Here is a 22,212-nt window from a genome sequence, read left to right on the forward strand (position 1 = left end):
CACGTCCTGATGGCAGCTTTTGATCGAAAGGCCATGGCCGCACGGCGCAATGGTTCGTTTCTCGTGTGACGAGTTGACCGCCGACAAGCTGCCATGACTTTGAAATCGTCCTGTTGATGTCCGGTTGTGGCCCATAGCTGACGATCTGTATGACGATCATGAACGTCGGCTCTTCGAGGTGAAGCGGAAGTCCCCGGCTCGGTTGCTGTGGGCGGGTTGTGACCCACAACGGGTATCCGATGGACTGGGCCATTCCTTAGATCGGTCAGAGGTAGATCGGTCAGGGGCTGGTCTTAATTTGGTGTTCGCCGAGTGTTCCGGTTACCGTGATCGGCTCGGTTGGCCCGAGCCGTCTGCGCACGAGCCGGATAGCGTCGATGTAGGGATTTGACGCACGATGCCGCTCTAGGTCAGAGCAAAGCGCGTCCACTGCCGCCTTGTCAAAATCGATTTCGGGTGGGTCTAGCTGCAAGTTAGTCTCGACCACCAGAACCGTCTTCGCGCCATTCGCATCAATGACGTATTCGACATCAACGGACAGCGCGTTTCGGTCGGTTATCATATGAACCCCATGGCTAAGGCGGTAGTAGCCTCCTCATATCAGGATGCACTTGCGGTGTCGCCTGTTGGCCTGACCTTCGACCTCTGGTGAGGTTCACCATTGCGCCGCGATCAGAGGCGCAGCGGACCTCATGAGCGCCTTTGTGGTGGAGACCGGCTCCCGGCGGATGGGCAGCAGCATAGATGTCCACCCGCCGGGCTGTCCGCGCCACCGTGCCGATGCGTGGCGGCAGCGCATCCGAGTGTGTCAGAGGCCAACAGTGCGAACGAGACCGGCTTCGCCGGCGCCCTCCTGAGGGACCGCCGGCGGCGCTGCGATCCACGCGATTTGCAACAACGCCAGCGGATCGATGTCGGCGCGGTGGGCGACGTGTTGGCCCTGCTTTTCCGCGCGATCGACTAGCATGACTTCTTCGCGCGCGGTCGCCAGCATGTCGCGCAGAATTTCGGTCTCCCGCTCGCGGCGCTGCTCGATCGTCAGTGCCTCGCCATCGTCGGCGGCCTCGTCGATCTCGCGGTCGAGCGCGGCGATTAGCGCGTCCTTGAACAGCCACGCGATCAGTCCGATGGAATTGGGCTGCTCAGAAAATCCGATGGCGCCGCCGCCAGGAACGTTGTGAATTTCGACCTGACGGCTTTGGGCCGGAAAACCGATCGGTTCGGCGTGCTCGATCGATCCGGTCACGTCCGGCCGCCCTTGCTCCGCCAGCGCCTCGACTTGAGCAATCATCGCCCGCTTCCGATCTGCACTCGGGTGCGGTGCGTGGCGGCAGCGCGCGAGATCGCTCTCAAGCTCGCGCAACCGGCGACGTTTGGCTTCGACAGCACCGAGGACATCTTTCACCGCCGGCACATCGATCTCGACCATCGCGCCGATGGTCCCGGCGGGACGTGCGGCAATTGCCGCCTCGATATTTTGAAGCAATCGGCCGAGGAGCGTGCTCTCTGCTTCGCGCGGCTCTCGCGCGGCAAGTAGCCGGTTGAGATCGGCGCGCGCCCGGTCCAGCCGCTTTTGCTCGGTGACGACCCGAAAATCATCGCTATCGAGATCAGGGCCGCCGTCGCCGCGCGGCTTTTGCAATCCGCGAATGCGCGCCTCGATCTGGAAAATTTCGGCCCGCGTCGCCTGCTCGCTCGCGAAGCTCTCGCGATACAGCGCGCCGAGTTCTTCGCGTCGGAGCTTTATGCCCTCGACCTTCTCGCGCGCTGCCGGCGGCAGCACGTTCAGCGCATCGGCGGCGTTGATCGTCATCATCATGCCGGGCAATGGGCTGGCAACAACGTTGCCGGTGGGTGACAGCGGCACGCTCTCGTTCCGAAAGTGCGGCCTGCCGCCAAAGCCAAAATTCTGCTGATTGTTTGCCATAACGCCCTCGCTCGATGATCGATACCGTGATCGAACCACGTTTCGTTTGCAGCGAAACCCCGGTAGCTCGCTGCAAAGGATCGAGCGTCTGTCCACGATGGCGGCAAGAGCCGCATGGGCGGCTTCTCCGAATGGACGCGGGCAAAGGACCCCGGCAAGCTGTCCGCCGCGATCGAGACGAAGATCACCGCGCAGGCGGAGTATGTCGTCTGGCGGGATGGCGTGGTCGCGCATTTGGAACGCGGAGTTCAAGCCTCAGACCTGTACTAGCGCTAGTAAAGGTAAAAAGGGCATCTATGTCGTCTAGCGACAGCCCTCGCGGCGAAAGGGTAAAGATCAAGACACGATTTCAGAACTGAAATCGAGTTTGCGCGACGCTGACCCCGGCGACCTGACCGCGCATCGCTGGCGGAAGAAATTCTGCATCAAAGGCGAGACTGGGACCGTCATCGATCGGGACAAGATGGCGCTGGCGTTGCGGCTGTCTCCGCGAACCCGCAGATGTCGGACCGCGCGATAGCGGCCGAGATCGGCGTGAGCGACAAGACTGTCGCCAGAGCGCGGAAAGTAACTGCGGACAACTCCGCAGTTACCAAGCGCACCGGCAAGAAAGAAAAGGCGCTAGAAACTAGCGGGTTTAGTCGCCAGTCAAGTCCTCGCCCATTCGCGCTAAACCCGGCGGAAACCGCCGGGTTTAGCTATCGCCGCGTGCGGTAGGCGAGGATATCGTCGAGCAGCCTCACTTTTGGCGCGCGACCGCCGCGCAGCCGAAGAATTTGCCAGACCAGCGCGCGGCGTTCGTCGCGGTGCCGACAGGTTTCGTCGGCGCACGTCCTTATCCATTCGCTGCCGCTGTAGCGAGACAATTCGCGATGGATCGCCTCGGCCTGCGCGTTGCGGCTGAGGCCGGAATGGAACCGCCGCGCCAGTTCGCGGATCAACCGATCCCGCTCGGCAAGCGCCGCCTTCGTTTCTGCCGTCCGCCCGCCCGGTTTGGTCCGCAGTTGTTCCCGCACGTCGGCCAACTCGGACGCCGAGAGCGTGGCGACGTTAATCCGAACAGTCATGAAGCTTTCCCTTACTCTGCGGCGCGTATAGATCGCGTTCACGCCTGTGCTCGGCGACAATCTGCTCGCCGTGCCGCCGCCGCTGCCGGTCGTTCTGCTCGCGCTTCCATTTCTCGCGGCTCGAAAGGTGCCGGTGCCGCGCATCATATTCGCGATCGAGAACGGTGCGGAAAGCGAAGCTCCAATTGCGAAGGTCGCGCGTCGGGGCAAAGCCGCCGTAGTAGCGCTTCCCGCTCGCGATCTGGCCGCGCACATAACCCGGCCACCAGCGCGTTAGCAGGCGCTCGGCCTCGCACGGGCCAATCATGTTCCGGAAGCTGCTGGTGTGGTGATCGCGCGCCATCTCGGCCGCCCGCTCGATCACCTCGCGCGGCGGCGGGCTCGATATGCTGGGTTGGTGCGGTGACGCGGCGCGGGAAGTCGGCGAAGGAACTTCCGCCGTCGGGCCTTCCTCAACCGAAAGCAACTGCCATCCATCCGCGCGGACGGTGTCGATTTGATTTTCGTCTTTTGAAGCGGCGGGATCGTGGGCGATCTCCGACGCCTCCCGCGCCAAAGCACTTTCCTTCGGCGAAAATCCGTGCCCAGCAATAGTATCTCTCCCTGCATGGCACGCATTTTTCCGAGGCCGGCCGCGCGGACTTCCAGTGCGGCTCTTGGCCCGACGCGCGCGCTCGCGCTCGCACTTCCGTTCCTTCTGGATCGCCTCACGTTCCGCCTTGCTGGTGTCGAAGGCGCCGATGGTCGTGATCTTGAGCACCGTCCGCTCGGCCATCGTCAGGCGCAGTCGCCACGCCAGGGCGTCGGCCAACCATTTGCGCGGTTCCGCTGCGATCCGCTCGGCAAGCAGCTTGGCATCACGCGCCGGCAACCAAGGTGCCCAAGCACGCGCCCAAGCGACGATATGCTCCACGATTTCACCGCCCAGAAAGACGATGTGGTGAGCAACGATGGTGAGGTCATCCATGCCGGCGTCGTCGTCTGGCAGAAAGCGGCCATAGCGGCCCTTGAACAGCCGCTCCAGTTCGCGAAGGCGGATCAGCGTGATCAATCGGGATCGGTCGGGCTTGTCATCCTCCCGGTTGCGCCGTTGCTGGGCCTGCCAAGCGTAGCGGTGTGCAATCTCGGCATGACGGCCTTGCGCGTGATCAGGGCGCGCGATAACTTTCGTCGTGTTGTCCATCGGTCGGTCCTTTCCAGCAGATCGTGGTCAGCAAATGCGAAAATCCCCGCGCCCGGTGGCGGACCGTGGCGCGGGTTTTCTTTTGCTCGGTTGGTGCGGTTGCGCGTGTAGTCATAGATTGACGCGTGCATTGATCGGGGGCGGCCTTAACGACGGATGGGGCGCAGCCAGAGACCGATCATGTTGTCATGGGGCTGTTCGCAAATCCTCAGCGCGAAGCAGTCGCGTTATGCTAGGACGCTTTTCGCTCTTGTCACGGTGTAAACCGCGATCTCTGTCGAGCAATTGCGTAAATCAATCTTCTCCAATGCTTCGCCGCGTGGTTCCTCTTTGCCCGCTTTTTCAAACAGGAACATTGACGGCGCCGCCGAGGTGGATTGAGATTGATGGATCAAAGGGCGATGGACACTTGCCCTTGCCTTGGCGTCACTGCTCGCAGTCCTTGGCTCAGCGAGCGGCACCAGCAAACAACATTGACGATGAACCCGGTGCCCCACCGGGAGGTTGGTGCCCGTCATGAGCAGTACAGAGTTAGCGGAGCGCGCTTGCAATGGAGCGCGAGAGGCGACGACGGACCAGCATGAAGCCGAGACGAGAAACGGCGAACTGGACAACGCGCCTCGGCCTCGGCGCATGCTGAACGAAAAGCAGGTCCTTGAGATCATCCCGGTGGGACGGACCACACTTTACCGAATGGAGAAGGCAGGCCGGTTTCCTAAATCGACCTACATCTCGCCGAACCGCCGAGTTTGGTACGAAGATCAGATTGTGCGTTGGCAAGAGACCGTCGACGAATTCGATCCGCGCCGAGGTCGGGGCGAAGCTCAGCGCCATCGGATTTAGCAGCACTGCCGACGCGGCAGCGATGGTCCGTATGGCGCGACCGTCACCCCCAGTCCGAAGAGGATTGAGAAAGGAGCAAAGCAATGGACTATGCAGTTCTATCCGGTGACCAGCAGCTTATCTCGGTCTTTCCCGCTGACACTTTTGCACGAGCCGTCGAGATCAAAAATCACATTCAAGCCAGCTATAACAAGCACTACGGGTGTGCCGAAATCTTCACGGTGCGCAAGGCGACCCGGACAGAGCGGCGGCGCATGAGGAAGGAAACGGTCGGCTTTATAGCCGCAGCAAAATGATGGCCGCGTCGGACCGCCGTGCACTCACTTTTTTAGCAACTCGGGATCATCCGATACGCGCGGGTTTGCTCCAACCCATTCGATGGATGCGAAGAGAGCGTGTCGCGCAAGAACTTCTGCAATGCCCCGAGTTTGCGTCCAATCGTGACCGATCTTGTCGCTCGTTCCGTGTATGGCCCTGCTGCGACCATCACTGTAGATTGTGTCAATGACGCCTTTAAGAGTTGGTCCGCCTGCGTAGACTGGGCTACTAGCCAAAACTCCGACCCGGGCTTCGAGAACCTGCAAGATGGCTTTCGCTTTTTTCCCGCCGCCCAAGGCGTCTAAAGCGGCGGCAAAGTTGACGATCGCAAGCAGATCGTTTTCCTCTCGGCACCCCTCGTAAAACCAAAGCAGCGACTGCAACAGCGCATTCATAAGGAGGGGGCGAGTAACTTGCCCGTCTGCACTGAGCAGATATTCTATGACCTCGGCACTGGCCGTAAAGAAAGCAGAGTGCGTCGCAAGTTCGGTTGCCCAATCTCCGCTGCTCATGTGAGGGCCGTGCTTGCGGCCCCGAATTCTTGATCCTGGCAGCGCAAATTTTCCCGGAACGAAGCGCAGCGTGCTCTCGCGGTACATTCCCCGATCGTATCGTAGATTAAAACCATCAAGCACACGCGACGGCCTATCCCATATGAGGCTGATACAGGTTAAGCCCAAGCGAGTAGCGGAGAGGGCTAGCTCGCGCCCAGCCTCGGCAGAGTGCCCAACTACTTGAACTGTGCAGACGACCGGGCACGGACCTAACGTTTCGAGGATACCTCGCTCCCTCAAGTGATCGATGGTCTCTTTGCGCCGAGGTAATCTTGCCCCACTCCAAGCGCGCAATATCCGCCGGTACATGATCTGCGAGATGCTTCCATCCGCAAGCTTTCTGCTTAGCCAATCTTCCCGACGCTCAAACACGACTGGCCCGATTGTAAACCTAGCCATATCGGAGCTCGCGAATAACGTGGTGCCGAAGGCGTATTCGCAGGCAGGAAGGCCCGAGAGCAATACATCGAGTTCCGCATCGACCCTGCTAACAACACCGGCCGCAGCCACCTCGCGGGTCTCTGAAGATTGAATTTGCATCAAGGCCGGACCAATCGCGGACCTTACCCAAAGTCGCCACTCCTCGTCTCTCACGTTCTTGGTATTGGCACCTCTTGCCTGCATCAGGACGCGCGCGACTTCGGAAATTTGTTCATCAATCGCCTTGTTGATCTGGACGGTTTGGCCGTTGCCATCTGGAATTAATCGGGGAAGACCGAACTCGTCTCCCTTGATGAGGTCGCGAGGTCCCAGTCCTTTAATCTTCTGGCATTCGTCGATGATGCGTTCCGTTAGCTTGGTCGCTTGATCCAGCGGTGCCCCCAAGTGCGTCCCCCATGCCAATACGATTGGAGTTTAATGAGCCGATAATTAGCAGGTTGGGGAACGACACGCGCTATCAGGCAATCATCGCTTGATCTAGGGCCTAATAGGGCCCCGCAGCATTTGGCCGGCCCAAACCCAGCCGGCGGATGCCGTCGAAGCCTTTGATCTTAATGGGCTTTATTCGTCCTTTGGACAACGAAGAAAGGGCTTGGCGTCAGGACCACACGACTTCACCGTCCACCTCGGTCACGCGTCGTCGGTCGTGACCTCGGCGTCCACCGCATCTCACCGCAACACTCCTGACGATGCGCAGCGCCCCTCGATCGGGTGAGACGGGTTATTCATACATTGAGTTGCCCTTCGGATAAAGCGAAATATTTTTGCTTCGGAGGCTTGACCTGTCGGGCAACTCAGTGATCGGCAATTTCCGGGCGGCCTTGCCGCGAGCGCCAATCCGCGTGACACGTCTGGCCATATCAGGCGTTCAAGCATCCATCACCCGCAGCACGGCTGTTTGGCTTTCGGTGCGCAGCAGGATTGCTGTTCCTGGAGCCATCGGTCGCGCGGCTTGCAACTCGACGGGCGCGCCGAGAGATGGACCCGGATCGCCGCGTCGCCGGCATCCATGCGTTCCGCCCGATAGATCTGCATCGGCCGAACACCGTCGCTCACCTCAAAGGTCAGCCGGGCTTGCGGGTCGAAGCCGACCGCCTCGTCGACCTTGCGGATGATCGCAAGAAACTTTCCGGCCGGCATGTGACTGCGGTTGTCCTCCTCGATGTCCCAGAGCTGAATGAAGGTCTCGCTCCAGCTCTCCGGGTTCGCGCCGCAATCGAGTGCCCTGAACGAACCGGTCTTGACTTCGGTCACGTGGTAGCTGGGGCGGACGTCCCGGCCGTCGTAGCTGAAGATCAGCGGCTTCTCCTTGTGCGCCTCAAGGCCGGAAAGGAGGGCCGCGGATGACAGCTCTTCCACCGGAAGCAGGGCGCCGACGATCGAACGGGTATTGGCAAGCGTGTCCATGGCTGCTATCCTCATTTCAACGATTATTGAATTGTAGGATTATCGAAAGATGGAGGAGCGTCAAGCCCGAACCGCGTTTGCTGCGCTGTCGCAGGAAACGCGGCTGCGGATCGTGCGGCTGCTGGTCCAGGCGGGCCCCGAGGGGATGGCCGCGGGGGCGATTGCGGAGGCGGTCGAGGTGTCGCCATCCAACGTGTCGTTCCATCTGAAGGACCTCGAGCACGCCGGCATGATCGTGCCGCGCCGCGAGGCGCGCTCGATCATCTACTCGGCGGATTTCACCGGTTTGCGCGACCTCATTGCCTTCCTGATGAAGGATTGCTGCGCGGGCCACCCGGAGATCTGCGCGCCGGCGCTCGTCGCCGCCCAGTGCGGGCCCTCTAAGAAGAAGGCGCGCGCCTGATGCGCGATTTCGATCTGCCACGGCGCCTTGTGGCCGAAGGCCTCGGCACGTTGCTTCTGGTCGCGACCGTCGTTGGCTCCGGCATCATGGCAGAAACCCTGACCAAGGACGTGGCGCTGGCGCTGCTCGGCAATACGCTGCCGACCGGTGCCATCCTAGTGGTGCTGATCACGATCCTTGGACCGATATCCGGCGCGCATTTCAATCCAGCGGTTACGCTGGTGTTCACGCTCAAGGGCGAACTCCGCCCGCCGCACGCGGCGCAGTACGTCGCGGCGCAGGTGCTCGGGGGAATCCTAGGTGCGATGGTCGCGCATGCCATGTTCGGCCTGCCGCTCCTGGAGTTCTCCGCCAAGGCGAGGACCGGGTTCCCGCAGTGGTTTGCGGAATTCGTTGCCGCGTTCGGACTGGTCGCAACGATCATCGGTGGCGTGCGGTTTCGCGAGGCCGCTATCCCATGGCTGGTCGGGCTCTACATCACGGCCGCTTACTGGTTCACCGCGTCCACGTCTTTCGCCAACCCGGCCGTTGCCATCGCGCGATCATTCACCGATACGTTTTCCGGTATCCGCGCCCAGGATCTGCCGGGATTTATCGTCGCCGAGATTCTGGGGGCGATGGTCGCGCTGGCGCTGATGACGTGGCTGTTGCGGCAGAGCGAAACGAAGATGGAAGCAATCCGATGACGATCACGATCTACCACAATCCCGATTGCGGGACGTCGCGCAACGCCCTCGCCATGATCCGCCAAAGCGGGGAGGAGCCGGAGATCGTCGAGTATCTCAAGACGCCGCCCGCGCGCGACACGCTGATCTCGCTGATCAAGGCCATGGGCATGACGCCCCGCGCGCTGCTCCGCGAGAAAGGCACGCCTTATGCAGCGCTCGACCTTGCCAATCCGAAATGGAGCGACGACGAGTTGATCGATTTCATGATCGCGCATCCGATCCTGATCAATCGGCCGATCGTGGTCTCGCCGAACGGCGTGAAACTGTGCCGGCCGTCCGAGGCTGTGCTTGAACTTCTCGCCACTGACATTGGCCAATTCGTCAAGGAGGACGGAGAAGTGGTCCCGCCCAGGACGCCGGGTGCGCGCGCCGGATGAGCCGCCGTGCAGACAACGTCCTGATTGTTGCGCTCGGGACCACGCAAACCCTTGCCTGGGCGTCGAGCTATTATCTGCCCGCCATCCTCGCGGATCCGATCGCGCGGGACCTCGGCATCTCGACCAACTGGCTGTTCGGCGCGTTCTCGATGGCGCTCGTGATCTCCGGGCTGCTCGGCCCGCGCGTCGGCCGCCAGATCGACCGGATGGGCGGACGCGAAGTGCTCTGCGCGTCCAACCTCATCCTGGCGTCGGGGCTGATCCTGCTCGGGCTGTCCCAGAGCGGCGTGCCGATGGCGGTGAGCTGGCTGTTGCTCGGCGTCGGCATGGGCCTTGGCCTGTATGATGCAGCCTTCGCGGCGCTCGGGCGCATTTACGGCAACGCCGCCCGCCGCTCCATCACCGGCATTACATTGATCGCGGGCTTTGCCAGCACGATCGGCTGGCCGCTGAGTGCGTGGGGGCTCGCAACCATCGGCTGGCGCTGGACCTGTTTCGGCTGGGCTGCGGCGCACATCCTGATCTGTTTGCCGCTCAACGGCCTCCTGATCCCCAAGCTGAAACGGGAGCATCGGATCGCGGCCGACACGCCGAAGCCGCACATTGCCATCGACCGCGCCATGGTGTCGCTCGCCTTTGCCTTCGCCGCCGCCTGGAGCGTGACGTCGGCGATGGCGGTTCATCTGCCGCGAATTCTGGAGTCGCTCGGTGCGACGCAGGCGCAGGCGATCGCGGCGGGCGCACTGATCGGCCCGGCTCAGGTGGCGGCGCGCATTGTCGAAGCGAGCCTGCTGAAGCGCTTCCACCCGCTCTGGTCGGCGCGCCTGGCCTGCATCACACATCCCTTGGGCGCCTGCGTCATCGGCCTGTTCGGCGGTGGCTTCGCGGGGGTGTTCGCGCTGTTGCACGGTGCAGGGAATGGAATCCTGACGATCGCGCGCGGCACGCTGCCGCTGGCGATATTCGGTCCGAAGGATTACGGCTACCGCCTGGGACTGCTCGGCGCGCCGTCGCGACTGTCTCAAGCCCTCGCGCCCCTCATATTCGGATTCCTGATCTCGCCGCTCGGTGGCTACACGCTTGCGGTCACATCGGCTCTGAGCTTGGCCGCGCTGCTGGCGCTGTTCGCACTCGAGGCCGGGCCGAAGACCCCCTCGCGGTAGCATCACGACCCTTCATCCGTCGAACCGTGTCGATGAACGCCTTGATGATCGGGGAGTGGGCTCGCCCGCTGTGATGGGCGATGCTGTACTGGGTCTTGATGGTGCGGTCGCTGATCTCGAGCGCGCGCAGGTTCGGGTGCGGCACGAATTCGAAGTCGGCGACGACGCTGATGCCGAGGCCGCGCTCGACCGCCTTCCACACGCCCTCGCGGCTCTCGATCTCGAACACCGGCTCGATCCTGATGCCCTCGGCCTGCATCGTCGCCTCGAATGCGCGCCGCGTGGTCGAGCCGCGCTCGCGCAGCACGATCGGTTGATCTGCCAGCTCGCGCAGCCTGACCGACTTGCGCTTGAACCAGGGATGATCGCGGTTGACGAACACGATCACGCGGTGCGTGCGGTAGGGGATCATGGTGACGCGCGGATCCTCCGGCACCTCCGCCAGGATCGCGACGTCGGCCTCGAAGTCGACGATGTGGCGGAAGGTGCGTTCGGAATTGCCGAGCAGGGTCGAGATCTGCACCTCCGGATGATCGCGCTTGAAGGCCGCGATGATCTCGGTGGCATGAAACGGCCCGACGGTCGCGACGCGCAGATGGCCCTTGGTCGCCTTGCCGTGCGCGGCCAGGAGGTCGTGGGCCTCGTCGCAGAACGTCATGATGCCGCGGGTGATCTCGAACAGCGCGGCGCCGGCTTCGGTGAGTTCGGTGTGCCGCGGCTTCCGGATCAAAAGCTCGACGCCGTAGCTCTCCTCCAGTTCCTTGACCTGGATGGTCAGCGTCGGCTGCCCGACGTTGAGCACGCGCGAGGCCGCGGTGAAGCCGCCATGGGTGGCGACCGCGTGGAAGGCGCGAAGCTGGCTGAACACTATTGACATAATCAATAGAACGCATCCGTATAATGAATTTGTCAATAGCAGCCGGCGCCGTACCTTCGCACCAAACGGAGGACGCGCTGATGGACTGGACTTATTCCAACCCGGTGAGGATCGAATTCGGAGCCGGCAGCTTCGACAAGCTGCCGGGACTGATCGGCAAGCGCGCCTACGCGCTCGTGACCTATGGCGAGCCGGTCTTCGACGAGCTGGAGCGGCGGCTGCGCGCCGCGGCGGGACCATCTGTCCTGACCATTCGCGACGTCGCGCCCAATCCGGACTACCGCCTGCTCACCGAACAGACCGCGCGCTTTGCCGGGCTCGCGAGGCAGCCCGAGGTGATCGTCGCGCTCGGCGGCGGCTCGGTGATCGACTCCGCCAAGGTGTTCGCGGCCGCCGGCGGTGACTTCGCGACCGTCAAAACCTATCTGGAGACGCAGCAGGGCGCCGAGCGCCTCGCGGCGATCCCGATCATCGCGGTGCCGACCACTGCCGGCACCGGCAGCGAGGTGACCTGCTGGGGCACCGTTTGGGACGAGGCCAACGGCAAGAAATACTCGTTGGCGCGTCCGTCGCTTTATCCGACCCACGCGGTGATCGATCCGCGCCTGATGCTCGGCAAGCCGCAACTCCTCACCATCAGCACCGGGCTCGACGCGCTGTCGCATGCGCTGGAGAGCATCTGGAACGTCAACAACAACCCGGTGTCGGCCAACCACGCCGTGGCCGCGGCGCGCAGCATCCTCGACGTGCTGCCGAAGCTCGCCAATGACCTCGGCAATCTCGAGCTGCGCAGCCGCATGGCGCAGGCGGCGCTGTTCGCTGGCCTTGCGTTCTCCAACACCAAGACCGCGATCGCGCATTCGCTGTCCTATCCGATCACCCTGCGGCACGGCGTGCAGCACGGCATTGCCTGCTCGTTCTCGCTGCCGATGGTGCTGCGCAGTGTCAAAGGGGCAGGCGGGCTCTGCGAGGACAGCTTGAAGCAAATCTTCGGCGCCGACCTCGCGCGGGCGGCCGACGATCTCGAGGACGTCATGGCGCGGCTCGGCATCTCCTGCAATCCGGCCGCCTACAGGATCGAGCGCGACGAATGGCACGCGCTGATCGCGGACTCGCTGGAGGGCGAGCGCGGCCGCAACTTCCTGGGATCGAAGGAACGGCTGATCGAGGCAGCGCAGACGCTGCGGATGCCGAGCGCGGTGAGCGCGTGACGACGGCGCAGTGACAAGGAGAGGCATCATGCAAGACAAGCGCAAGACAATCACCGTCAATGGGCGCCGTTACGACGCGCCGACGCGGCCAACCGTCGTGATCTGCCTCGACGGATCGGAGCCCGGCTATATCGAGCGGGCGATCGAGGCCGGCGTCGCGCCGACCTTCGCGCGCTTCATGAAGGAGGGCGCGCATGTCCATGCCGCCAGCGTGATCCCGAGCTTCACCAATCCGAACAACCTCTCGATCATCACCGGACGGCCGCCCGCGGTGCATGGCATCGCCGGCAACTACTTCTATGACACGGCGAACAACGCCGAAGTCATGATGAACGATCCGAAATTCCTGCGCGCACCGACCATCCTCGCCGGTGTCCATGACGCCGGTTACAAGGTCGCCGCCGTCACCGCCAAGGACAAGCTGCGTACCCTGCTTGCGTACGGTCTGGACTATTCCAGCGGCCGCGCCATCGCGTTCTCGTCGGAGAAGGCCGACCAGGCCACCAAGGCCGCCAACGGCATCGATGATGTGCTCGACTTCGTCGGCCTGCCGCTGCCCCAGGTCTACTCGGCCGATCTGTCGCGCTTCGTGTTTGCGGCCGGCGTCAAGCTGGTCGAGCGTTACCGTCCCGATCTGATGTACCTGTCGACCACCGACTACATCCAGCACAAGGTCGGGCTCGGCACCAAGATCGCCAACGACTTCTACGCCATGATCGACGGCTATCTTGCGAAGCTCGATGCGCTCGGCTGCAACATCGTGGCGACCGCCGACCACGGCATGAACGACAAGTTCCTGCCTGACGGCAAGCCCGACGTGATCTACCTTCAGGATGTCATGGATGACTGGACGGGTACGGGTGCCGCACGCGTGATCCTGCCGATCACCGATCCCTATGTCGCGCATCACGGCTCGCTCGGCTCGTTCGCGACCATCTACACGCCGGAGGGCGCCAACGTCGACACGCTGCTGTCGCGGCTGCGTGCGACCGGCGGCATCGAGGTCGCGCTGACGCGCAACGAGGCCTGCGCCAGGTTCGAGCTGCCGCCGGACCGGATCGGCGACATCGTCGTGATCTCGACCAGGCACAAGGTGCTCGGCACCAGCGAGTCGCGTCACGATCTGTCGGGCCTGACCGAGCCGCTGCGCTCGCATGGCGGACTGACCGAGGAGCGCGTGCCGCTGATCGCCAACCGCAAGATCGCGCTGCCCGCCGGTCACGCCCTGCGCAATTTCGACGCCTTCGACGTCGCGCTCAACCGCATCCAGTGACGCATTCGGACACCAAGGACAGTGCCATGAACATCCAGAGCCCGGCCGTTCGCCACGAGCAGATGCGGATCGCAGGCAGCTTCGTCGACACCGACGAGCATGTCGAGGTCTTCAATCCCTACACCAACAGGGTGGTGGGCACGGTCCCGGCGGCGCGGCCGGAGCATGTGCGCAGCGCCTTCGCCAGGGCGGCCGCGTTCAAGCCGAAGCTGACGCGCTACGAGCGCCAGCGCATCCTGCTGCGCACCGCCGAGATCCTGGCCGGGCGCAAGGAGGAATTCGCGCGGTTGATCACCGCCGAGTCCGGCCTGTGCTGGAAGGATTCGCTCTACGAGGCCGGGCGCGCCTATGACGTCTATTCCTTTGCCGGCCAGCTCGCGATCAAGGACGACGGCGAGACGTTCTCCTGCGACATTAGCCCGCAGGGCAAGGCGCGCAAGATCTTCACGACGCGCACGCCGCTGCTCGGTGCGATCTCGGCGATCACGCCGTTCAACCATCCGCTCAACATGGTGAGCCACAAGATCGCCCCCGCAATCGCGACCAACAACCGCGTGGTGCTGAAGCCGACCGAGCTGACGCCGCTGACAGCGCTCGCGCTCGCCGACGTGCTCTACGAGGCCGGGCTGCCGCCGGAGATGCTGTCGGTGGTGACCGGCAATCCGCATTCGATGGGCGATGCGATGATCACCGATCCGGACGCCGATCTCGTCACCTTCACCGGCTCGGTCAGGGTCGGCAAGCACATCGCCGGCAAGGCGGGCTACAAGCGCCTGGTGCTCGAGCTCGGCGGCAACGATCCGCTGATCGTGATGGAGGACGCCGACCTCGACAGGGCGGCCGAGCTCGCGGTCACCGGCGCCACCAAGAATTCCGGCCAGCGTTGCACGGCGGTGAAGCGCATTCTCTGCGTCGAGGCGGTCGCCGACGATTTCGCCGCGCTGGTGCTGACGAAGGCACGCAAGCTGAAGTGCGGCGACCCCATGGACCCGACGGTCGACGTCGGCACCGTGATCCATGAGGGCGCGGCGAAGGAATTCGAGCGCCGCGTCAATGCCGCCGTCGCCGACGGCGCCGAGCTGCTGCACGGCAACGCTCGCGACGGCGCGCTCTATCCGCCGACCGTGGTCGACCGGATTCCCTACACCAGCGAGCTGGTGATGCAGGAGACCTTCGGACCTGTGATCCCGATCATCCGCGTGCCCAACGACATCGACAGCGTGATCCGGATCTCGAACGCGACCGCGTTCGGCCTGTCGTCGGGCGTCTGCACCAACCGGCTCGACTACATCACGCGGTTCGTCAATGAGCTCGACGTCGGCACCGTCAACGTCTGGGAAGTGCCGGGCTACCGGATCGAGATGTCGCCGTTCGGCGGGATCAAGGACTCCGGCCTTGGCTACAAGGAAGGCGTGCAGGAGGCGATCAAGAGCTTCACCAACGTCAAGACCTATTCGCTGCCCTGGCCGGTCTAGAGCAGCGCGTTCGACGAGGGCCGCACGCGGACAACAAGAACAACGCGGCGGCCGACTGCGATCAACCAAACAAAGGGGAGGCCTCAATGTCGATCACGTTCAGTCCGTCGGGCGTCGGCTCGGTCGGAGTGCAGAATCCGGAGCTTGCGACGTCGTTCCGCCGCGCGCAGTGGCGGATGCTGTTCGCGGCGATGTTCTGCTATCTGTTCTTCTACACCGGGCGGCAAACCTTCGGCTTCGCCATCCCCGGCATCCAGGCCGAGTTCGGCGTCACCAAGGAGGCGCTGGGCTGGGCCAGCGCGGCGCTGCTCTGGTGCTACGCGGTCGGGCAGGCGATCAACGGCAATCTCGGCGACAAGTTCGGCGGCCGCCGCGTGATGAGCGCCGGCGCGATCCTCTCCTTCATCATGAACTGGGCCACCAGCTTCTCGACCGGCATCGTCAGCCTCACCGCGTTCTGGGGCATCAACGGCTATTTCCAGTCGATGGGATGGGCGCCGGGCAGCCGGCTGCTGTCGAACTGGTGGGGCCGCCACGAGCGCGGCACGGTCTACGGGCTCTATACATTCGCGGCCGGTCTCGCCTCGGTGCTGTCGTTCGTCACCTCGCTGGTCGTGATCGGCTACTTCCAGCTCGACTGGCGCTGGATCTTCCGCATCCCGGTCGCGCTGCTGCTGCTCGGCGGCATCGCGTTCTATCTGATCGCGCGCGAGAAGCCCGAGGACATGGGCTTTGCCTCGCCGCATGACGAGGCCGACGATGTCGCTGCAAGCGAAGCCGCGGTCAGCGCCGATGAGGGCTCGCTGGCGCGCTACAAGGCGGTGCTGTCGAACTGGCGTCTTTTGGTCGCCGGCGTTGCGATCGGCTTCCAGAACGCGGCGCGTTACGGCCTCTTGGTGTGGGTGCCTGTGCACTTCCTCGGCAGCAACTGGGCCAAGGCCGGCGCCGCCTCGGTGATCGATCCGCGCTGGATCAGCATCGCGCTGCCGGTCGGCATGGCGGTCGGCGCGTTCAGCAATGGCTGGGTCTCGGACAAGGTGTTCGGCTCGCGCCGCTACCTCGCCATCGTGCTCTACATGGCGCTCGCCGCGGTCACCTCGCTGTGCATGTACGCGATCCCGACCTCGGACGTCGTTCTCGGGATGATCGTGCTGTTCCTGTGCGGCTTCTTCACCTACGGCCCGCAATCCTCGTTCTGGGCGCTGTGCCCCGATCTGGTCGGCCACAAGCGGGCAGGGACCGCAACCGGGGTGATGAACTTCTTCGCCTATCTGTTCGCAGGTCTCGGCGAGCCGATGATCGGCCACTTCATGGACAAGCATAACCAGACATCGCTGGTGTTCCTGGTGGTCGCTGTCTGCGCGACCTCCAGCGCGGTGGTTGCGGCCTTCATCCGCCGCTGACGAACGATCCGCATTCAGCGGCTCACCACAGGTCCGCGCTTCCGGTGGGAAGCGCGGACCACTGTTTTTGGAATGAGCAGAACGCCGTTGTGCGTGCGATCGCCGGTGCCGCAACGCCGGGATGAATTCCCTGAAATTGCCGGCTCGAACGGGATGACCTGACGCTCAATCCCTCATCACCGGTTGACCAAAATCAATGCACGGAAGAATAAATTTCACGTAATATCAACATGATATAAAAAATTGTATGCAGAATACAAAATGTGCTTGTCGCTTTTGACGCCTTGAAGCAGACTTCGCGCAGGGCAGGAGAGGCCAGCGACCGTCAAGGACGAGGGGCGCGGCAGGGCAAAACAATCTGTCGGGAGGAGCGAGCAATGAGCGATCAGGTGTCCACCATCGCAATGGCAGATACGGCAAAGCCTTCCGGCGTGCGCTGGAAGATCTTCCTGCTGATGCTGTTCCTGATCTCGATCAACTATATCGATCGCGCCTCGCTCTCGGTCGCGATGCCGGTCATCGCCAAGGAGTTCGATATCGATCCGGCGATGCAGGGCCTGATCCTGAGCTCGTTCTTCTGGACCTATGCGCTGATGCAGGTGCCGGGCGGCATGCTCGCCGATCGCTTCAAGCCGCGCATCGTGATCGCGCTCGCGACGCTGTTCTGGGGCTTCTTCCAGGCGCTGGCGGCGCTGTCGACCAGCTGGATGTTGCTGCTGCTGACCCGGCTCGGGCTCGGCGCGTCGGAAGCGCCGATCTATCCGGCCGGCGGCAAGCTCAACGCGATCTGGATGACGCAGACCGAGCGCGACCGCGGCGCCACCCTGCTGGACGGCGGCGCGCCGCTTGGTGCGGCGCTCGGCTCGATCGTGATCGCCTGGTTGATGGCGGCGTTCAGCTCCTGGCGCGTCGCCTTCGTCATCGCCGGCGTCGGCACCATGCTGTGCGGGCTGTGGGCCTGGTACTACATCCGCAACGTGCCGCGCGAGCATCCGTCGGTCAATGAAGCCGAGGCGCGCTATCTCGAGGAGGCGCACGCGATCGAGGATGCGGCGACGCCGCCGTCTTCGGGCGCAAGCTGGATGGCGTATTTCCGGTTTCGCTCGGTGTGGTGCATGTGCCTCGGCTGGATGTTCTTCAACACCACGTTCTACGGGCTGCTGACCTGGATGCCGACCTACCTGTTCAAGGTGCACGGCTTCGACATCAAGGCGCTGGGCGGCGCGTCCTTCATCATCTTCTTCGCAGGCTTTGTCGGCGAGCTGTTCGGTGGCTGGATCGGCGATAACTGGCGGGAGCGGGGCGGGTCGCCCAACACCGTGTTCCGCACGCTGTTCGGCATCGCGGCGATCATGGCGACGGTGTCGATCTTCCTCGTCGCCTACGTCACCAACGCGGTTGCGGTCGTGGTGCTGCTGTCGACGACGCTGTTCTTCTTGCGCTGGTGCGGCATGTACTGGGCGATTCCGTCGGCGCTGGCGGGCCGCGGCAAGTCCGGCTTCCTCGGCGGCTGCATGAATCTCGGCGGCAACATCGCCGGCATCACGACGCCGCTGATCGTCGGCTTCATCGTGCAGGCCACCGGCTCCTATTTCCTGGCCCTGATGTATTTCGCCGCCGCGGGCATTGCGCTGTTGATCTGCTCGACCCTGATCGATTACAGCCGCAAGCTCCCGGTCTAGAACGGATGCGGCCGAATCCGCCAAGGGTTCGGCCGCTTGACGAGGCTCACCAATGACACGTCCTATCAGGCTCGGCATGCTGACGCCGTCGTCGAATACCGCGCTGGAGCCGATCACCTGTGCGATGCTATCGGGGATCGACGACGTCTCGGCGCATTTCTCGCGCTTCAAGGTGACCGAGATCGCGCTGTCGGAGCAGGCGCTGCGCCAGTTCGACGCCAGCGAGATTCTTCGCGCGGCCGAGTTGCTCGCCCATGCCAAGGTCGACGTCATCGCCTGGAACGGCACCTCGGCAGGCTGGCTCGGCTTCGACCGCGACGAGAGTCTGTGCGAGGAGATCACGGCGGCGACCGGGATCAAGGCCTGCACCACGGTGCTGGCCTATCGCGACCTGTTGCGGCGGATCGGCGCCAGCCGCATCGGGCTGGTGACGCCGTATCGCAAGGACGTGCAGGAGCGGATCATCGCCAACTGGAATTCCCAAGGGCTGCACTGTTTTGCCGAGCGGCATCTGTCGCTGCAGGACAATTTCTCCTTTGCCGAGGTCAGCGAGGCCGAGGTCGCGCGGCTGATCGAGGAGGTGGTGCGCGAGGGCTGCGATGCCGCCGTCGTGCTCTGCACCAACATGCGCGGCGCCGGCGCGGCCGAGCGGCTGGAGCGCGGATTTGGCGTCCCGGTGCTGGACTCGATCGCGGTGACGCTGTGGGCGTGCCTTGCCGCGGCCGGCTGCGATCCGTCGCGCGTGCAGGGCTGGGGCAACCTGTTCTCGAACCCCGATCTGCGCGCGACCACCGCGATCCACGTGGGAGGGCGCGGTCTCCAATCATGACAGTGAAGGCAAGCGGTGACTGAAGCCAAGACCAATACAAAAGCGACCAGACGGAACAAGGAACCCAAGCACGCGATGACCGCGCTGCAACGGCGCCGCCTGCGTGTGCCGCGGGTCGGGCTACACGAGCAGGCTGCGGCGCGGCTGCGCACCATGATCGTGCGCGGCGAGCTGGCGCCGGGGCAATCGCTGGGGGAGGCGGACCTGTCCGACGCGCTCGGCATCTCGCGCACGCCGCTGCGCGAGGCGCTGAAGCAATTGGCGAGCGAGGGCCTGGTCGAGCTGCGGCTCAACCACAGCGCCGTGGTGGCGCCGTTCCGCCGCGCCGAGCTCGCCGAACTGTTCGAGGCCGTCAGCGGCATCGAACGCTGCGCCGCCGAGCTCGCCGCGCTGCGCATGGAGCCGGACGACTTCGAACGGCTCGCGGCGCTGCAGGACAGGATCGAATGGCATCACGGCCGCGGCGAGCTGCGCGATTATTTTCAAGTTAATCAGCAGATCCATTCGGCGATCGTCGGCTTCGCCCGCAATACGGTGCTGAAGGCGACGCATGAGGCGCTGCTGGCGCGGGCCGAGCGCGCGCGCTTCTTCGCGCTGTCGGTGCTCGGCCGCTGGGATGAATCGGTGCGAGAGCATCAGGAGATTTTGTCCGCGCTGAAGCGCCGCGATGCGGCCCGGGCCGGGCAGATACTGGCCCACCACGTGCGCCGCACTGGCGAGATCGTCGCCGAGACGCTGGATGCCAAGGCAATGAACGACAAGGCGGACGACGCCGCGGCACCGGAGGCACCGGCAAGGCCGCGCGGCCGCAAGACGAGGGACGTTGCGCCATGAAGATCCTGCTGCTCAATCCCAACACGACGGCTGATGTGACGGATCTGCTCCATGCCGCCGGCAGCAAGGCGGCGTCGGCCGGCACCGAGCTCGTGCCGCTCACCGCCGCGCGTGGCGTGCCTTATATCGCGACCCGCGCCGAGGCCCAGATCGGCGGTGCGATCGCGCTGGAGATGCTCGCCGAAGCCGGCCCCGGCATTGATGCCGCTGTCATCGCGGCGTTCGGCGATCCCGGCCTGTTCGGCGCGCGTGAGCTGTTCGCCTTCCCCGTCGTGGGATTGGCCGAAGCTGCGATGCTCACGGCCTGCATGCTCGGCCGCCGGTTTGCGATCGTCACCTTCGCCGGCGCGCTGGCGCCCTGGTACGAGGAATGCGTCGCCATGCACGGGCTGAGCTCGCGCTGCGCCGGCATCCGCACGCTTGACGGTCATTTCCAGTCGATCTCGGAGGTGCAGGCCGAGAAGGAGGAGCTGCTGGTCGCGCTCGCCAACCGCTCGGTCGAGCAGGACAACGCCGACGTGGTCATTCTGTCGGGCGCGCCGCTCGCCGGACTCGCGGCAAAAGTCCGCGACCGCATTCCGGTGCCGGTGGTCGATCCGGTCGCGGCGGCGGTGCGGCAGGCGGAGACGCTCGCCGTGCTCAAGCCGCGCAAGGCGGTGGCCGGCACCTTCCGCCGGCCCGATCCGAAGCCGACGCGCGGGCTGGCCGAGCCACTCGCCGCAATCATCGAACACCGCTCACCGAAGGAGGGAACAAACTGATGTCCTTCGACACCATTATCCGCGGCGGCACCGTGGTGACCGCGGCCGACACCTTCGCCTGCGACGTCGGTATCCGCGGCGGCAAGATCACGGCGCTCGGCCGTGATCTCGGCGATGCAGCCACGATCATCGACGCCACCGACCGCCTGGTGCTGCCCGGCGGCATCGACAGCCATGTCCACTTCGCCCAGCCGTCCGGCGACGGCATCGTAATGGCCGACGGTTTTGCCAGCGGCACGCGATCGGCGGCGTTCGGCGGCAACACCACCGTGCTGCCGTTCTGTCTGCAGGAGAAGGGCCAGACCCTGCGCGAGGCGCTGAAGCATTACCATTCGCTGGCCGAAGGCGAGTGCCATGTCGACGTCGCCTTCCATCTCATCCTCACCGATCCGACCGAGCATGTGCTGGGCCAGGAGCTGCCGGCCCTGGTCGAGGACGGCTACACCTCGCTCAAGGTCTTCATGACCTATGAGGGCCTCGCGCTGTCGGACCGCGAGCTGCTCGAGACCATGTCGGTCGCGCGCGAGACCGGCGCCATGCTGATGGTGCACGCGGAGAATTTCGACGCCATCCGCTTCCTGACCGACCGGCTCGAACGGACCGGTAGCACCGCACCGCGCTTCCATGCGACCTCGCGGCCGATCCCGGTCGAGCGCGAGGCCACCCATCGCGCGATCTCGCTGTCCGAGCTCGTCGACGTGCCGATCATGATCGTGCATGTCTCGAACCGCGAGGCGATGGACGAAATCCGGCGCGCGCAGCAGCGGGGCTTGCGGGTCATGGGCGAGACCTGTCCGCAGTACCTCATGCTGACCGAAAAGGATCTCGATCAGCTCAACATGGAAGGCGCAAAATACGTCTGCTCGCCGCCGCCGCGCGACGTCGCCAGCCAGCAGGCCTGTTGGGAAGGGCTGCAGCAGAAGGTGTTCTCGGTGTTCTCGTCGGACCATTGTCCGTTCCGGTACGACGACCCGCAAGGCAAGCTTGCGCCGAAGGGACGCACCAGCTTCCGCTGGGTGCCGAACGGAATCCCGGGCGTGGCGACGCGGCTGCCGATCCTGTTCTCCGAAGGCGTGGTGAAGGGGCGGATCGACCTCAACAGCTTCGTCGCCTTCAGCGCCACCAACCACGCCAAGATCTACGGCCTCTATCCGCGCAAGGGTACGATCGCGGTCGGCTCGGATGCCGACATCGCGCTGTGGGACCCGAAGCGCAAGGTGACGATCCGCCACGAGTTGATCCACGACGGCGCGGACTACACGCCCTATGAGGGGCTCGAGGTCACGGGCTGGCCGGTGCTGACCATGGTGCGCGGCAAGGTCGTCGTCGATAACGGTACGCTCATTGGGGGCAAGGAGCACGGCACCTATCTGCCGCGAGCCAAGCCGCCGACGGCCGCGACCATTCCGTAACGCGACCAATCCGTAACAAGCAAAGAGAGAAGGCAGGAGATCAA

The 22,212-nt window shown here is 64.1% G+C and carries 23 protein-coding genes; 16 read left to right on the plus strand and 7 right to left on the minus strand.

All coding sequences use genetic code 11. The annotated features are described in order from the left end of the window. Nucleotides 1–280 precede the first annotated feature (280 nt). Both QA635_RS19555 and QA635_RS19560 read right to left on the minus strand, forming a co-directional pair. A complete protein-coding gene (locus QA635_RS19555; RefSeq protein WP_283071091.1) occupies nucleotides 281–562 on the minus strand; it encodes a hypothetical protein in 282 nt (93 codons plus the stop codon). A 246-nt stretch (nucleotides 563–808) separates the two neighbouring features. Then, nucleotides 809–1,927: a hypothetical protein gene (locus tag QA635_RS19560; protein ID WP_283071093.1), complete on the minus strand. Its 1,119-nt coding sequence runs from the start codon at nucleotides 1,925–1,927 to the stop codon at nucleotides 809–811. 114 nt (nucleotides 1,928–2,041) lie between these two features. On the opposite strand from QA635_RS19560, the gene QA635_RS19565 reads away from it, so the two are divergent. Beyond that, a complete protein-coding gene (locus tag QA635_RS19565; RefSeq protein ID WP_283071096.1) occupies nucleotides 2,042–2,197 on the plus strand; it encodes a hypothetical protein in 156 nt (51 codons plus the stop codon). 428 nt (nucleotides 2,198–2,625) lie between these two features. On the opposite strand, the gene QA635_RS19570 is transcribed toward QA635_RS19565, so the two are convergent. Together QA635_RS19570 and QA635_RS19575 are read right to left on the minus strand one after the other, a co-directional pair. After that, nucleotides 2,626–2,994 carry a hypothetical protein gene (locus QA635_RS19570; RefSeq protein WP_283071097.1) on the minus strand — a complete coding sequence of 123 codons (369 nt, stop codon included), beginning with the start codon at nucleotides 2,992–2,994 and terminating at the stop codon, nucleotides 2,626–2,628. Further along, a complete protein-coding gene (locus tag QA635_RS19575; RefSeq protein WP_283071099.1) occupies nucleotides 2,978–4,177 on the minus strand; it encodes a hypothetical protein in 1,200 nt (399 codons plus the stop codon). Before QA635_RS19575 ends, QA635_RS19570 begins: the two co-directional genes overlap by 17 nt. A 516-nt stretch (nucleotides 4,178–4,693) precedes the next feature. Here QA635_RS19575 and QA635_RS19580 point away from each other — a divergent pair. Both QA635_RS19580 and QA635_RS19585 read left to right on the plus strand, forming a co-directional pair. Then, nucleotides 4,694–5,020, plus strand: a complete 327-nt coding sequence (locus QA635_RS19580) for a helix-turn-helix transcriptional regulator (RefSeq protein WP_283071100.1) — start codon at nucleotides 4,694–4,696, stop codon at nucleotides 5,018–5,020. An 83-nt stretch (nucleotides 5,021–5,103) separates the two neighbouring features. After that, nucleotides 5,104–5,316, plus strand: coding sequence for a hypothetical protein (locus tag QA635_RS19585; RefSeq protein ID WP_283071102.1), 213 nt, complete (start codon nucleotides 5,104–5,106; stop codon nucleotides 5,314–5,316). A 24-nt stretch (nucleotides 5,317–5,340) separates the two neighbouring features. Here the strand turns inward: QA635_RS19585 and QA635_RS19590 are convergent, their stop codons facing one another. Both QA635_RS19590 and QA635_RS19595 read right to left on the minus strand, forming a co-directional pair. Next, nucleotides 5,341–6,717 carry a hypothetical protein gene (locus QA635_RS19590; protein ID WP_283071104.1) on the minus strand — a complete coding sequence of 459 codons (1,377 nt, stop codon included), beginning with the start codon at nucleotides 6,715–6,717 and terminating at the stop codon, nucleotides 5,341–5,343. Nucleotides 6,718–7,212: 495 nt separating this feature from the next. Beyond that, nucleotides 7,213–7,740, minus strand: coding sequence for a DUF6428 family protein (locus QA635_RS19595; RefSeq protein WP_283071105.1), 528 nt, complete (start codon nucleotides 7,738–7,740; stop codon nucleotides 7,213–7,215). 49 nt (nucleotides 7,741–7,789) lie between these two features. Here QA635_RS19595 and QA635_RS19600 point away from each other — a divergent pair, with 49 nt between their 5' ends. The 4 genes from QA635_RS19600 to QA635_RS19615 are packed head-to-tail and all read left to right on the plus strand — an operon-like array spanning nucleotide 7,790 to nucleotide 10,411. Beyond that, nucleotides 7,790–8,143 carry an ArsR/SmtB family transcription factor gene (locus QA635_RS19600; protein WP_283071107.1) on the plus strand — a complete coding sequence of 118 codons (354 nt, stop codon included), beginning with the start codon at nucleotides 7,790–7,792 and terminating at the stop codon, nucleotides 8,141–8,143. Then, nucleotides 8,143–8,829, plus strand: coding sequence for an aquaporin (locus tag QA635_RS19605; RefSeq protein ID WP_283071113.1), 687 nt, complete (start codon nucleotides 8,143–8,145; stop codon nucleotides 8,827–8,829). The genes QA635_RS19600 and QA635_RS19605 overlap by 1 nt, the downstream gene beginning before the upstream one ends. After that, nucleotides 8,826–9,248: an arsenate reductase (glutaredoxin) gene (gene arsC, locus QA635_RS19610; protein ID WP_225161812.1), complete on the plus strand. Its 423-nt coding sequence runs from the start codon at nucleotides 8,826–8,828 to the stop codon at nucleotides 9,246–9,248. Before QA635_RS19605 ends, arsC begins: the two co-directional genes overlap by 4 nt. Further along, complete coding sequence (locus tag QA635_RS19615; protein WP_283071115.1) at nucleotides 9,245–10,411, plus strand: MFS transporter; 1,167 nt, start codon at nucleotides 9,245–9,247, stop codon at nucleotides 10,409–10,411. Before arsC ends, QA635_RS19615 begins: the two co-directional genes overlap by 4 nt. Here the strand turns inward: QA635_RS19615 and QA635_RS19620 are convergent. Continuing rightward, nucleotides 10,335–11,288: a LysR substrate-binding domain-containing protein gene (locus QA635_RS19620; RefSeq protein ID WP_283071710.1), complete on the minus strand. Its 954-nt coding sequence runs from the start codon at nucleotides 11,286–11,288 to the stop codon at nucleotides 10,335–10,337. The genes QA635_RS19615 and QA635_RS19620 overlap by 77 nt on opposite strands. A gap of 80 nt (nucleotides 11,289–11,368) precedes the next feature. Between QA635_RS19620 and psrA the strand changes: the two genes are divergently transcribed. The 9 genes from psrA to hydA all read left to right on the plus strand — a co-directional run bounded on the left by psrA (nucleotide 11,369) and on the right by hydA (nucleotide 22,168). Next, nucleotides 11,369–12,499, plus strand: coding sequence for an iron-containing alcohol dehydrogenase PsrA (gene psrA, locus QA635_RS19625; protein WP_283071117.1), 1,131 nt, complete (start codon nucleotides 11,369–11,371; stop codon nucleotides 12,497–12,499). Nucleotides 12,500–12,524: 25 nt separating this feature from the next. Continuing rightward, complete coding sequence (gene phnA, locus QA635_RS19630) at nucleotides 12,525–13,772, plus strand: phosphonoacetate hydrolase (RefSeq protein WP_425249195.1); 1,248 nt, start codon at nucleotides 12,525–12,527, stop codon at nucleotides 13,770–13,772. Nucleotides 13,773–13,798: 26 nt separating this feature from the next. After that, nucleotides 13,799–15,247, plus strand: a complete 1,449-nt coding sequence (phnY, locus tag QA635_RS19635) for a phosphonoacetaldehyde dehydrogenase (protein ID WP_283071119.1) — start codon at nucleotides 13,799–13,801, stop codon at nucleotides 15,245–15,247. Nucleotides 15,248–15,333: 86 nt separating this feature from the next. Further along, nucleotides 15,334–16,650 (plus strand): MFS transporter, encoded by a 1,317-nt coding sequence (locus QA635_RS19640; protein ID WP_283071120.1) that lies wholly within the window; start codon nucleotides 15,334–15,336, stop codon nucleotides 16,648–16,650. A 377-nt stretch (nucleotides 16,651–17,027) separates the two neighbouring features. Further along, nucleotides 17,028–18,332 carry an MFS transporter gene (locus QA635_RS19645; protein ID WP_283071122.1) on the plus strand — a complete coding sequence of 435 codons (1,305 nt, stop codon included), beginning with the start codon at nucleotides 17,028–17,030 and terminating at the stop codon, nucleotides 18,330–18,332. A gap of 52 nt (nucleotides 18,333–18,384) precedes the next feature. Continuing rightward, nucleotides 18,385–19,161 (plus strand): maleate cis-trans isomerase family protein, encoded by a 777-nt coding sequence (locus tag QA635_RS19650; protein ID WP_283071124.1) that lies wholly within the window; start codon nucleotides 18,385–18,387, stop codon nucleotides 19,159–19,161. A gap of 15 nt (nucleotides 19,162–19,176) precedes the next feature. Further along, nucleotides 19,177–19,995, plus strand: a complete 819-nt coding sequence (locus QA635_RS19655; RefSeq protein WP_283071126.1) for a GntR family transcriptional regulator — start codon at nucleotides 19,177–19,179, stop codon at nucleotides 19,993–19,995. Next, nucleotides 19,992–20,756 (plus strand): aspartate/glutamate racemase family protein, encoded by a 765-nt coding sequence (locus QA635_RS19660; RefSeq protein WP_283071128.1) that lies wholly within the window; start codon nucleotides 19,992–19,994, stop codon nucleotides 20,754–20,756. The genes QA635_RS19655 and QA635_RS19660 overlap by 4 nt, the downstream gene beginning before the upstream one ends. Beyond that, on the plus strand, nucleotides 20,756–22,168 hold the full coding sequence (hydA, locus tag QA635_RS19665) for a dihydropyrimidinase (RefSeq protein WP_283071130.1): 1,413 nt from the start codon (nucleotides 20,756–20,758) through the stop codon (nucleotides 22,166–22,168). Before QA635_RS19660 ends, hydA begins: the two co-directional genes overlap by 1 nt. The last annotated feature ends 44 nt before the right edge of the window (nucleotides 22,169–22,212 follow it).

The sequence above is a fragment of the Bradyrhizobium brasilense genome, assembly GCF_029714345.1.
Taxonomy (GTDB): Bacteria; Pseudomonadota; Alphaproteobacteria; order Rhizobiales; family Xanthobacteraceae; genus Bradyrhizobium; species Bradyrhizobium australafricanum.

Excerpts from the sequence above, each read along its gene's own strand:
- QA635_RS19555 (WP_283071091.1), bottom strand. The coding sequence starts at position 562 with ATGATAACCGACCGAAACGCGCTGTCCGTTGATGTCGAATACGTCATT.
- QA635_RS19560 (WP_283071093.1), bottom strand. The coding sequence starts at position 1,927 with ATGGCAAACAATCAGCAGAATTTTGGCTTTGGCGGCAGGCCGCACTTT.
- QA635_RS19565 (WP_283071096.1), top strand. The coding sequence starts at position 2,042 with ATGGGCGGCTTCTCCGAATGGACGCGGGCAAAGGACCCCGGCAAGCTG.
- QA635_RS19570 (WP_283071097.1), bottom strand. The coding sequence starts at position 2,994 with ATGACTGTTCGGATTAACGTCGCCACGCTCTCGGCGTCCGAGTTGGCC.
- QA635_RS19575 (WP_283071099.1), bottom strand. The coding sequence starts at position 4,177 with ATGGACAACACGACGAAAGTTATCGCGCGCCCTGATCACGCGCAAGGC.
- QA635_RS19580 (WP_283071100.1), top strand. The coding sequence starts at position 4,694 with ATGAGCAGTACAGAGTTAGCGGAGCGCGCTTGCAATGGAGCGCGAGAG.
- QA635_RS19585 (WP_283071102.1), top strand. The coding sequence starts at position 5,104 with ATGGACTATGCAGTTCTATCCGGTGACCAGCAGCTTATCTCGGTCTTT.
- QA635_RS19595 (WP_283071105.1), bottom strand. The coding sequence starts at position 7,740 with ATGGACACGCTTGCCAATACCCGTTCGATCGTCGGCGCCCTGCTTCCG.
- QA635_RS19600 (WP_283071107.1), top strand. The coding sequence starts at position 7,790 with ATGGAGGAGCGTCAAGCCCGAACCGCGTTTGCTGCGCTGTCGCAGGAA.
- QA635_RS19605 (WP_283071113.1), top strand. The coding sequence starts at position 8,143 with ATGCGCGATTTCGATCTGCCACGGCGCCTTGTGGCCGAAGGCCTCGGC.
- arsC (WP_225161812.1), top strand. The coding sequence starts at position 8,826 with ATGACGATCACGATCTACCACAATCCCGATTGCGGGACGTCGCGCAAC.
- QA635_RS19615 (WP_283071115.1), top strand. The coding sequence starts at position 9,245 with ATGAGCCGCCGTGCAGACAACGTCCTGATTGTTGCGCTCGGGACCACG.
- QA635_RS19620 (WP_283071710.1), bottom strand. The coding sequence starts at position 11,288 with ATGTCAATAGTGTTCAGCCAGCTTCGCGCCTTCCACGCGGTCGCCACC.
- psrA (WP_283071117.1), top strand. The coding sequence starts at position 11,369 with ATGGACTGGACTTATTCCAACCCGGTGAGGATCGAATTCGGAGCCGGC.
- phnY (WP_283071119.1), top strand. The coding sequence starts at position 13,799 with ATGAACATCCAGAGCCCGGCCGTTCGCCACGAGCAGATGCGGATCGCA.
- QA635_RS19640 (WP_283071120.1), top strand. The coding sequence starts at position 15,334 with ATGTCGATCACGTTCAGTCCGTCGGGCGTCGGCTCGGTCGGAGTGCAG.
- QA635_RS19645 (WP_283071122.1), top strand. The coding sequence starts at position 17,028 with ATGAGCGATCAGGTGTCCACCATCGCAATGGCAGATACGGCAAAGCCT.
- QA635_RS19650 (WP_283071124.1), top strand. The coding sequence starts at position 18,385 with ATGACACGTCCTATCAGGCTCGGCATGCTGACGCCGTCGTCGAATACC.
- QA635_RS19660 (WP_283071128.1), top strand. The coding sequence starts at position 19,992 with ATGAAGATCCTGCTGCTCAATCCCAACACGACGGCTGATGTGACGGAT.
- hydA (WP_283071130.1), top strand. The coding sequence starts at position 20,756 with ATGTCCTTCGACACCATTATCCGCGGCGGCACCGTGGTGACCGCGGCC.